A 10990-nucleotide genomic window follows, 5' to 3' on the forward strand; every position below is an offset into this window, starting at 1 on the left:
AATGTTGCAAACGAGTCTCATTTAATATCTAATCTCATACACAAATGAGATTCATTATCAAAGGATGGTTTTATGAAACACCTGATTGCCGTGACATTGCTTGCTGCCGGTGTCGCACACGCAGAAATCACTTCACAGGATGTTGTCGAGGGTTACACCGACATCGCCTACACCAATTACGCGGATGCTCTGCAGACCGCCGAAGCGCTCCAATCAACCATTGAAAACCTGGTCGACCATCCATCCGCTGAGGCATTGGCGGCAGCCAAAGCAGCCTGGCTGGAGGCCCGTCCATCGTATCAACAGTCGGAAGTGTTCCGGTTCGGTAACGCCGTGGTCGATGACTGGGAAGGTCAGTTGAATGCCTGGCCACTGGATGAGGGCCTGATTGACTACGTTGACGACCGTGCCTATGAGTTCGAACTGGGTAACGACGGCGGTACCGCTAATCTGGTTGCCAACAAACGCGTTGGCGATCTTAAAGTTTCCCGATTAAAACCAGAAACCCTGGCCTCGCTGAATGAGTTTGGCGGCTCAGAAGCCAACGTCGCTACCGGCTATCACGCCATTGAGTTTCTGCTCTGGGGTCAGGATCTGAACGGACATCAGGCTGGTGCCGGTGAACGACCGTGGACCGATTATGCTAAAGGCAACGATTGCACCAATGAGAACTGCAAACGACGCGGCCAATATCTGGAAGCCGCCGCTGAACTGCTGGTCGAAGATCTGGAATACATGGTGGCACAGTGGGCACCGGACGGTGACTACCGTCAGCAACTGCTGCAGGAAGACGAACAGACCGTACTCAATAAAATGCTCTTTGGCATGGGCTCGCTCGCACTGGGAGAACTGGCGGGTGAACGCATCAAGGTAGCGCTGACGGCTAACTCCACTGAAGATGAGCACGACTGCTTTTCTGACAACACCCACAACTCTCACTATTACAATGCGAAGGGCGTCGCTAACCTGTACTTTGGTTCGTATACCAACGCCGATGGTGAAACCACTCGTGTTGTCGGCTTACGCGACCTGCTGCTGGTTAACGGTCATGCGGACCTGATCGCTGACGCTGACCGGGCTTTTGCAGCCACGCAGCAATCCATGGCAGCGATGGTAACGCGGGCAGAAAACGGTGAAGCGTTCGATCAGATGATCGCACCTGGCAACACCAGCGGCGCGGCACTGTTAAATGACGCCATTAATCGACTGGTCGAGGAAACCGCCGCTATTGAAAGCATGGCACTGGCGCTGGGTATTGAGCAACTGACGCCGGACGATGCCGGCCACGCGTTCTGATCTGACAACTTGGCTAAAACAAGGGGCCCATTGGCCCCTTTTCGGGTTTCGATACCCCCTTTTTGATTCTGGTACTCCGACATGAAAGTTTTCCCACTTATCCTCACCGGCCTGTTGTGTTGCACCGCATTTGCTGAGCTGCCGCTGACCGGCGGGCACACCACGACCAAACAAACCGGAACGGCCGCATTCAGCCAACCGGCGGCGAACCTGCCGTTGATGAAACGCGTGGACTTCAGCGTGGGAAATTCTTTTTTTCGCAACCCCTGGGTCATTGCACCGTCATCGACAACCGCCCGGGACGGTCTGGGGCCGCTGTTTAACACCAACGGTTGCCAGAACTGTCACATTCGGGACGGCCGCGGCCATGCGCCACTGGATGCCGAGGACGATGCCATGTCGATGCTGATTCGCCTCTCTGTGACGCCTAAGACCGATGCAGAGCGAACACAACAACAGCTGTATGGCCCGCTACCGGAACCCAACTATGGCGGTCAGTTACAGGATCGCGCCATTCCCGGGGTGGATGCCGAAGGACGTATTGAAGTGGAGTGGCGGCCCCGTGAGTTCGAATACCCCGATGGTCAGCGTGTCACCCTGCGAGCACCGGATTTCCGTATCACCGAACTGGCGTACGGCCCATTCCATGAAGAGTTCGAGCAATCGGCACGCATTGCTCCGCAGATGATCGGGCTGGGGTTGCTGGAACAGATACCTGAAGCGGCTATCTTGGCGAATGCCGACCCGGATGATGCCAACAACGACGGTATCTCCGGACGGGCCAATCGGGTTTGGGATGTTTCAGAACAACGCACCGTGCTTGGTCGGTTTGGCTGGAAAGCCGGCATGCCTACGCTGCGGCAACAAAACGCCGGCGCCTTCAACGGCGACATCGGCATCACCAGTGAATTGTTCGAGGCAGATGACTGCACGACCGCGCAGATGGATTGTCGCAATGCCCCCAGCGGCGATACCGCCCCGGAAAAGGAACTGCAGAACGATGTGCTCGACGCTGTCACTTTTTATACTCAGCATCTGGCGGTGCCCATTCAACGACAGGCGCAATCAGAGTCCGTCCTCAATGGTCGCGCAACCTTTACCGAGCTCGGCTGTGAAGCCTGCCATGTCAGCACTTTTTCGACCCCGGTAATGCCAACCTTGCCAGCCCTGTCAGAACAGACGTTCCATCCGTTTACCGACTTGCTGCTACACGACATGGGTGAGGAGCTAGCGGATCACCGTGCTGAGTTTCTGGCCGATGGTCGCGAGTGGCGCACGCCGCCGCTTTGGGGGCTCGGCTATCTCATGGAAGTCAACGACCAGATTGCCCTGCTACACGACGGTCGCGCGCAAAGCCTCGAAGCAGCCATTCTCTGGCACGGCGGCGAGGCCAAAGACAGTCGGGATGCCTTTGTGAACCTGACTGCGAAAGACCGTCAGTCGCTACTCGATTTTCTGAACTCACTTTGACGCCCGGCCTGAGGAGACACACCACCATGAAGTTCTGGATACCCCTGACAGTGCTTTGCTTAAGCGCCGCGTCGGTCGCCGCGCAATCCATCGATCAGTCACGCGTTGAAGCGTTAGTGGCCGCTCAGACGGTGTTGCAGGAAACCATTGCACAGCGCTGTCAGCAAGGAACACCACCCGACCTGAACGCCTTTCGCAACGCTGCCACCCAGTGGATGACCGTTCAGGCGTTGCAGTTACCTGCCAGCGAGTTTTTGCAGACTGACCATCGTTTTGTGTTTTGGCCAGACCCCAAAGATCGGTTAAAACGCCAGGTTCAAACAGCGCTGACCACCCCTCCAGACGCGACTGACTGGTCGGCCTTACCCAGCTCGGTTACATCCCTGTCCGCGATTGAACTGATACTGACCGACGCCACCCCCCTTTCCCACTGCCCCTGGTTAAACGCCATCGCAGACTATCAGGTTAAACAGACGGACGAACTGGCCAAGTTGCAACAGTTCTACACCTTTGGCACCGCAGAGCAGCTAACCGCGTTGCACGGGACGGCGCTGACGCTGCACGCCATTCTCAAAGAAATCATCAGCCGTGAAGATCGAACCCTGTGGGTACTGGCACCGGCCTGGCGCTCTGAGACAGGGCCTGACATTGCGAACGCGCTGATTCAACAAAGCCTCGAACTGATGCAGCTATTTAGCGAGCAAAACCCGGAACTGCAATTAAAGATAGAGGAATGGCAGAGCCGACCGCGACTGAGCATCGACACCCCTCGCGCCGAGATCGCACAGTGGAACCAGGCCGCCGAAGCATTGGCCGGTTACGTTGAGGATACACTGGCACCGTCGTTGAACATTTTTATCGGGTTTAATAACTTCGATGGCGATTAACCGACGACAATTTATTCAAGCCAGCGTCGGTACGACATTGTGCACAGCCCTGCCCGGTTTGCAGGCCGCTGAAACTGACCCAACATTGTTGATTGGCGCCAGCCGACTGGATACCGACCACTATGCCGTCAGCGCCATCTCGACGGACGGCCGCCTGCATTGGCAACTGCCATTGCCGGATCGGGGACATGATGTCGTTGTTCATCCAGACAACGGTTTAGGTGTCGCCATCGCCCGACGTCCGGGCCATTATCTGGTGTTGTTTGATGTTAGCACTGGTCAGTTATTGCAGCAACTGGCCGTTGACCCGGCTATTCATCTCAACGGTCACGCGGCCTGGATCGGGAACCGTTTAGTCGTGTCCGCCAGCGATGCACACAACTCGCAGACCCGCCTGCAAATCTACACGTTGAACGAGCGCCAGCTCGCACGGACAGGGGAGCGGCCTTTTGACTATTTAGGACCACATGAAATCGTCTTTAAACAGGGGCAACTGGTGCTCGCCATCGGCGGCCTGAAAACCGAGGGTCGCACCGTTCTGAACCGCGATACCATTCAATCCGGGGTCCTCGTGCTCAACCCCAACACCCTGGCCATCGAAGCCGCCTATTGGCCGGACACCCATTTTGTCAGTTGGCGACATCTCACCGTCGACAACACCGGGCAGATCTTGGTTGCCGGGCAGAATCAGGCGTTAGACGAACCTTCTGAGCCACTGTTGCTGAGCATTCGCAATAACACGATGACCCCTTTTCAGGTACCCAACTTGCTCTGGGACCGTCTGCAGGGCTACATCGGCAGTATTCACGCCTGCGGTGCGCGTATTCTTGCCAGCAGTCCCCGAGCTCATTGGCTGGGAGTGTTTGACCGGTCATCGCTCTCAATGACGACCCAGGTTTTGCAGCACGACCTTTGCGCGCTGACGTCGATCGAACAGCAGGCGTTTGCGGCCAGTGGAACCGGACAGCTCTGGCGTGATACTGAGCCTTCGATACAGACGCGCATCATCTGGGACAACCACCTGACGGTCGGCTGAGTAAACACACAGTGGTATGATTGAGTCTTGATCACCACTCAACGGACCTGTGCTATGACTCAAACACCCACCGTTTATTCCGACGCGCCGGAAATTGACGCCATCGACACCTGGTCCACACCGTTGTTTGTGGCCAGCCAGCCCTATCATGAGCTGCTGAAAGAACCGCTGCTAACGGCTATTTATGCCGACGCTGAGCAAGCCGGGTTCGGCGTCAACAGTCAAGTCGCCGAGGCTGCCAAGGGTGGTCTGGCGGAAAGTGATCTGGGGTTTCTGGAGCGAGACCAGCCCGATATTCAGACACTGAAACACTTCCTGGAAGAGCTGATTTTAACTGTTGCCAGCGACGTCAACGAAGCGCACTGGCCGGGCGATGCTGAAGCACAGGCCGAGATCATCGAAAGCTGGTATCACATTACCCGACAGGGCGGCTTTCATGATGCGCACAGTCATCCAAACTGTTCCTGGTGTGGCATCTATTATCTGGAACCGGGCGATTCGGACTTTCATTCCCGCAGTGGCTTGAACCGGTTTTACGATCCGAGGGTCAACGCCGAACATTATCAGGATGCCGGTACCGCCTATCTCAATGCACACGGGGTCTACGATATGGAGCCGAAAGAAGGCCAGGTCATTCTGTTCCCCTCTTACCTGAAACACTCGGCGTTACCTTATTTCGGTCAACAGGACCGGATCGTTATTGCCTTTAATGCGCAGGTTCATCTGCACGTTTGATCCCTGAACATGGCTAACTCACAGTCATTCATGGACTAGGGTACCGAAGCACCATTTAAACCGCTGAACGACCGTAACCCCTAACCCAAAATCAACCGCACCGGCAGTTCAATCCCGGCTTTTCCGGCCTTGTGCACTACAATCGTGGTAAACAATGAATCAAGGACCTTGCGCGTGCGAACTCAAAAAAACGGCCGGCCGATTGTGTATCAGGTGTTTACCCGGCTGTTCGGCAACAGGGTGACGGCCAACCTCCCCTGGGGTACAAAAGAGCAAAATGGTGTCGGTCGTTTTTCTGATTTTACCGACACGGCACTGCAGGCCATCCGAGGTTATGGCACCACACATCTTTGGTACACCGGCGTTCCGCACCATGCGCTGATTGGTCACTATTCCGGCATCAGTGACGATCACCCCCAGGTGGTTAAAGGCCGGGCCGGATCTCCCTACGCCGTTAAAGATTATTACAACGTCAACCCAGATCTGGCCGATGATCCGGAACAGCGACTGGAAGAGTTCCGAGCGCTGATCGACCGCACCCATCATCACGGCATGAAGGTCATCATCGACATTGTGCCAAACCATGTCGCCAGACATTATCAGAGCACCAGTGCGCCGGAAGGTGTCCGCGACTTTGGCGCAGACGATGACACTCAGGTCGACTATGCCCGCGACAATAACTTTTACTATCTACCGGGAGAGGCGTTTTCCCCTCCAGCCACGCCCGACGGTTTTGCCCCATTGGGTGGTAAGTTTCAGGGAGCGCCCTATCAGGAAATCCCCGCAAAATGGACCGGTAACGGCGCCCGCACAGCCCAACCTCATTGGAATGACTGGTTTGAAACGGTCAAAATCAATTACGGCGTTCGCCCGGATGGCTCCCACGACTTTCCCGAGTTACCCGGCGAGTACGCTGAGCGGCCGGTTCAGGCCCATTTTGACTTCTGGCAGGACAAAGACGTTCCCGACAGCTGGACTAAGTTTCGTGACATTGCCCTGTACTGGCTGGACTTTGGCGTCGATGGTTTTCGCTTCGATATGGCCGAGCTGGTGCCGGTCGAGTTCTGGAGTTACATGAACTCCGCCATAAAACAGCACCGTCCAGACGCCGAAGTCATCGCCGAGGTTTATCAACCTGACCGCTATCGGGACTATCTGTACCGGGGCAAAATGGACTATCTGTACGATAAAGTGGATGTCTATGACACGCTGAAAGCCATTGTGCAGGAACGCACCGACAGTCGAGCACTCGATGGCGAACAAGCCAAACTCGACGACATCGATGAGCATCTGCTGCGCTTTCTGGAAAACCATGATGAGCAGCGCATAGCCCACCCGGAATTTGCCGGATCCGGAGAGCGGGGCTGGCCGGCCATGATTGCCACAGCTTTGCTCGGGCGGGGTCCCGTCATGCTCTATTTCGGCCAGGCACAGGCCGAAAGAGCGGATCAGGATCTGGGCTTTGGCAAAGCCAGTCGCACGACAATTTTTGACTACGCCGGCGTGCCGGCACATCAGGCCTGGATGAATAATGGGCGTTTCGATGGCGGCGGGTTAACGCCCGGGCAGATGGATCTGGACGCTGCCTATCAGCGGCTGCTGACGCTGGCTGGCGAAGAGCCTGCCCTGCTGGGTGAGTTCATCAGTCTTCATCAGGACAACCTCAACCCGGAAGACGGGTACACCGAACGCCAATACAGCTTTATTCGCAAGCACGGAGACGACTGGCTGCTGGTGTTCATCAACTTCGATTTTCGCGATGCCTTCTGCACACTGACCCTTCCTGCTGAGCGGGTTCAACAACTCCCCGGATTGACCAAAGGTGCCATCTTGCTTGAAAAAATCGGTGAGTCCTGGCTTCAGGTACCGGTTGGCTGGTCTGATGATGGCGCAGCCACGGTGCCGATTCACTGCCCGGGTTTTAACGGCCTGGTGTTTAAAATCAGCAACTGATCTGCATAAACAGCACGGTAAAAAATTCTCATTCGCGACTGCACACTTCAAGCGAGGGGTCGTGTTATAGTCGCGAGCCTTTTGTCAGGAACGTCGGAAAGAATGAATCAGTTGAGCGCACTTTTTAATCATCTGCCCAGAAGTGCACGATTCATGCTGCTGTCCTCACTGGGGTTCGCCTTGATGAGCGCCTGCGTAAAGGCCGTCGGTACCACGGGTTTGCCAATCCTTGAGATTGTCGCCGCCCGTGCCCTGATTTCGCTGATCATTTCGTATCTGGACATTCGTCGTAAGCATCTGCCGCTGCTTGGGAACAACCGTCGTTTCCTGGCCTTGCGTGGTGTTTTCGGCACGGTCGGACTGATTGCTGTGTTCTATTCCGTGACCACCTTACCGATCGCACAGGCAACCCTGCTGCAATACACCCACCCAACCTTTACTGCGATATTGGCGCTGATCTTTCTCAAAGAACGCGTTCATCTGTCGACCGTTCTTTGTATTGCGCTCAGTTTTCTGGGATTGGTGGTGGTTACCGCACCTAACTGGACACCAACGTTAACGGCACAGATGTCCTGGCTCAGCTTGAGTGCGGCACTGACCGGCGCCTTTGCCAGCGCCTGTGCTTATGTTGTCGTGCGTAAACTGAGTCAGACGGAAGATGCCTCCGTGATCATTCTGTACTTTCCGATGATTGCCTTTCCTGTGTCCGCCTTTCTGCTGCTGATACGGGATGAGTTTGTTGTGCCGACGCTCTATCAGTTTGGCATGCTGTTACTCATTGGCGTTTTTGTTCAGATCGGGCAATGGGCGCTGACCCATGCCATGGCCTCTGACAACGCTGGCAAAGTCAGCGCCTACGGTTACATTCAAGTGCTCTTTGCCGTTTTATTAGGGCTGGTTTTCTTTGCCGAAAGCCCAACACTCTGGACACTCTCCGGAGGTCTGTTGATTCTGGCCGGGGCATTCATCAATACTCGCGCCCGAGCCAGCGCTTCCTGAGCCAAACGAACGAACTAACATAGACAAAACTTAGACAGTCACTTTCAACCATCGTTTTAACAGCATTTATTGAGAAAACACGACGGTTTTTGGGAAATTCCCGACTATTTGGTTCAAAATTCTTTACCACGGTTCATCGCGGTCCTATTCTTCATTTTAACTACTTAGTCATGCATAACAGACCGAATGCAGTCGTTAAAAACCTTATCGTGGCGTTTCATAGAACGGTTTATGCATGCCGGAACCACGGAACAGACTGATATCGAAACGGTTCGCCGTATTTCTGTATTAAACCTGTTTGCGCTGGTCGGCTTCAGCATTTCGTTTTTGCTTGGTGTACAGGCCATCCTGTCGCAGGATATCTGGCTGGCCCTGGCATTGTTCACTGCGTTTGCGCTTTTTTTGTTTGCTCATATTCAACTGCGCATCAAACGTAACCAGAGTGCCTTCCTGTTCGCTGCACGCCTGGTTCAGTTGGTGCTGTTTGTTTTATGTCTGTACCTGGTCTATGCCGGCGGTGCCAATCAAACCGGTCCGCTTTGGGTGTATCTGTTGCCACCGGTGGTGATGTTCCTGTCCGGACTGAAACGCGGCATGATGATCACCGCCCTGTTTGTACTCGGCTATCTGATCATTGTGTTTTTCCCTGGCAATGCTCTGGGCGCGGTTGACTACAGTTACGAGTTCAAAACCCGACTGTTGTACTCCTTTTTAACGCTCACCTTTCTGGCCGCTGTCTATGAACAGTCACGCCAAAGTTCTTATCAGAAACTGAATGAACTGAAACAGGACTTTGAACGCCAAGCCAGCCAGGACACGCTTACCCACCTGCTTAACCGCCGGGGCATGCGCGAGCGTATCCGTTATGAAGTGCGTCGGTCGCAGCGCAACAACCAACCGATCACCTTCATTCTGGCGGATCTTGATCATTTTAAGGAAATCAATGATCACTATGGCCATGACACGGGTGATACCGTTCTGATTCAGGTCAGTCAGTTACTGCAGGACTCCGTTCGCCAACAGGACTCCATTGCGCGCTGGGGTGGTGAAGAGTTTTTGTTTCTGCTTCCGGAAACCAACGCCAGGCAGGCCATGCAATTGGCGGAGAAAATCCGATCCATAATTGAGTCGCATCCATTGAACAGTGACCAACCGCCGCTGACCACGACCATGAGTTTCGGTATCGCCGAAATGCTGGATTTGGAGAATCATCAAAGCACCATCGCAGAAGCGGACAACCGCCTCTACCAGGCAAAATCACAGGGTCGTAATTGCGTCGTGGGTCCGGAGGCCGAGAACTCCGTTCAATCGCCCGTCTGAATGAAGGTGGCAATCTCCGCTAACGGTTTTTTCTCAATGGTCGGAACATGACAGTTAGCGGCCGGATAGCCTGCCACCAAAATCATATAGGGTCGTTCATCCGTTGGCCGGTCCAGCAACTTATTCAGAAACTTCATCGGGCTAGGTGTGTGCGTCAGTGTTGCTACGGACGCCTGATGCAACGCACTGATCAGAAACCCAGTCGCAATGCCCACCGATTCACTGGTGTAATAGTTTTTCTGCTTTTGCCCTTCAGCATCGTAAGAAAACTTTTTCAGGAAGATCACAATCAGATGCGAAGCCGTTTCCAGAAATGGCTTCTCGGCATCGGTGCCCAGGGGTGCAAGCGCGTCCAACCACTCCTCGGACGCTCGCTGTTGATAAAACGCCCGCTCTTCCTCTTCGGCGGCCAGGCGAATCCGGCGTTTCAAGGCTGGGTCAGTGATCACGACGAAATGCCATGGTTGTTGATTGGCACCACTCGGCGCCGTGCCGGCGGTGAGAATGGCATTACGAACGACCGCGTCCGGTACCGGTTCGTCGCTAAAATCCCGCACGGTGCGCCGTCGTTTCAACGACGCATAAAAAGCTTCTGCGCGCTGCGCCATCAGGTCCGGGGTCAATCGTTCAAAGTTCAGAGGAATGGGCTCGTAGGCGTTTTTCATAGGTTTCCTTTTTTGTTTTTTTAATCATCAGGAGATCACACTTCCGTTTGTCGGCTTAACGCAACCTTAGGGCGAATTAAAATCATTCACATCGCCGCTCTCCCTTGCTCAGGTGGAAAACCACGATTCGCGAATCCAGCCTCGTCTTGAATGGTTTTAAACTCGGCAGAAGGGATGCAAATAGTGTTAACAGGCCCTAGAATACGCGCTCATTTCTAACGTTACACATTCATGGCCAAAAAATCCTTTTTCCTGAAGCGCCTGTACATCCAGGCTCAGGAACGCTGGGCCAACGGTATACAGAGCCGGGGTCAGCGATGGTTTGCGCACATAGACGCAAACCTGGGCGATCATGCCTTTCTCCGAGCGTTCTGGAGTAACCTGCACCCCCTGACCCACAGTGTCTGGCGCAGTAATCAGCCTTCGCCAAGACGTATCCGTCGCTTGGCGCGTCGAGGTTTTCGTACCATTGTTAATCTGCGCGGCCCAAGTCGCTGGGGCTCTTATGCACTCGAGAAAGAAGCCTGCGAACAGTCCGGTCTGACACTGATTAACCACAAAATGTACTCGCGCCGGATGCCGACATTTAAGGAACTGCAGGCAACCAAAGCGCTGTTCGAATCGCTGGA

At 54.6% G+C, this 10990-nt stretch carries 10 protein-coding genes; 9 read left to right on the forward strand and 1 reads right to left on the reverse strand.

What is annotated here, in order from left to right:
• The first annotated feature begins 72 nt into the window (after positions 1–72).
• The 8 genes from MED297_RS18440 to MED297_RS18475 all read left to right on the forward strand — a co-directional run bounded on the left by MED297_RS18440 (position 73) and on the right by MED297_RS18475 (position 9696).
• Positions 73–1296, forward strand: coding sequence for an imelysin family protein (locus MED297_RS18440; RefSeq protein ID WP_008047658.1), 1224 nt, complete (start codon positions 73–75; stop codon positions 1294–1296).
• Between the two features lie 81 nt (positions 1297–1377).
• On the forward strand, positions 1378–2766 hold the full coding sequence (locus MED297_RS18445; RefSeq protein WP_008047659.1) for a di-heme oxidoreductase family protein: 1389 nt from the start codon (positions 1378–1380) through the stop codon (positions 2764–2766).
• Between the two features lie 26 nt (positions 2767–2792).
• Entirely contained in the window at positions 2793–3653 is an 861-nt protein-coding gene (locus MED297_RS18450; RefSeq protein ID WP_008047661.1) for a hypothetical protein, read from the forward strand.
• Entirely contained in the window at positions 3643–4689 is a 1047-nt protein-coding gene (locus tag MED297_RS18455) for a DUF1513 domain-containing protein (protein ID WP_008047663.1), read from the forward strand. The genes MED297_RS18450 and MED297_RS18455 overlap by 11 nt, the downstream gene beginning before the upstream one ends.
• Positions 4690–4743: 54 nt before the next feature.
• Positions 4744–5424, forward strand: coding sequence for a TIGR02466 family protein (locus MED297_RS18460; RefSeq protein ID WP_008047665.1), 681 nt, complete (start codon positions 4744–4746; stop codon positions 5422–5424).
• Positions 5425–5598: 174 nt separating this feature from the next.
• Positions 5599–7377, forward strand: coding sequence for an alpha-amylase family protein (locus MED297_RS18465; RefSeq protein WP_008047667.1), 1779 nt, complete (start codon positions 5599–5601; stop codon positions 7375–7377).
• A gap of 102 nt (positions 7378–7479) precedes the next feature.
• Entirely contained in the window at positions 7480–8376 is an 897-nt protein-coding gene (locus tag MED297_RS18470; RefSeq protein WP_008047668.1) for a DMT family transporter, read from the forward strand.
• A 186-nt stretch (positions 8377–8562) separates the two neighbouring features.
• Positions 8563–9696: a GGDEF domain-containing protein gene (locus MED297_RS18475; protein WP_008047669.1), complete on the forward strand. Its 1134-nt coding sequence runs from the start codon at positions 8563–8565 to the stop codon at positions 9694–9696.
• Here MED297_RS18475 and MED297_RS18480 read toward each other — a convergent pair.
• A complete protein-coding gene (locus tag MED297_RS18480) occupies positions 9681–10361 on the reverse strand; it encodes a nitroreductase family protein (protein ID WP_008047677.1) in 681 nt (226 codons plus the stop codon). The two genes, MED297_RS18475 and MED297_RS18480, sit on opposite strands and share 16 nt — an antisense overlap.
• Before the next feature lie 231 nt (positions 10362–10592).
• Here MED297_RS18480 and MED297_RS22365 point away from each other — a divergent pair.
• Positions 10593–10990: protein-tyrosine phosphatase family protein (locus MED297_RS22365; RefSeq protein WP_008047678.1), on the forward strand; the 398-nt coding region annotated here is incomplete at its 3' end.

Source organism: Reinekea blandensis MED297, assembly GCF_000153185.1.
Lineage (GTDB): Bacteria > Pseudomonadota > Gammaproteobacteria > Pseudomonadales > Natronospirillaceae > Reinekea > Reinekea blandensis.

What these genes read in the sequence shown, in the direction of transcription:
- MED297_RS18460 (WP_008047665.1), top strand. Translation starts at nt 4,744, where the DNA reads ATGACTCAAACACCCACCGTTTATTCCGACGCGCCGGAAATTGACGCC.
- MED297_RS18450 (WP_008047661.1), top strand. Translation starts at nt 2,793, where the DNA reads ATGAAGTTCTGGATACCCCTGACAGTGCTTTGCTTAAGCGCCGCGTCG.
- MED297_RS18470 (WP_008047668.1), top strand. Translation starts at nt 7,480, where the DNA reads ATGAATCAGTTGAGCGCACTTTTTAATCATCTGCCCAGAAGTGCACGA.
- MED297_RS18445 (WP_008047659.1), top strand. Translation starts at nt 1,378, where the DNA reads ATGAAAGTTTTCCCACTTATCCTCACCGGCCTGTTGTGTTGCACCGCA.
- MED297_RS18455 (WP_008047663.1), top strand. Translation starts at nt 3,643, where the DNA reads ATGGCGATTAACCGACGACAATTTATTCAAGCCAGCGTCGGTACGACA.
- MED297_RS18440 (WP_008047658.1), top strand. Translation starts at nt 73, where the DNA reads ATGAAACACCTGATTGCCGTGACATTGCTTGCTGCCGGTGTCGCACAC.
- MED297_RS18480 (WP_008047677.1), bottom strand. Translation starts at nt 10,361, where the DNA reads ATGAAAAACGCCTACGAGCCCATTCCTCTGAACTTTGAACGATTGACC.
- MED297_RS18475 (WP_008047669.1), top strand. Translation starts at nt 8,563, where the DNA reads ATGCAGTCGTTAAAAACCTTATCGTGGCGTTTCATAGAACGGTTTATG.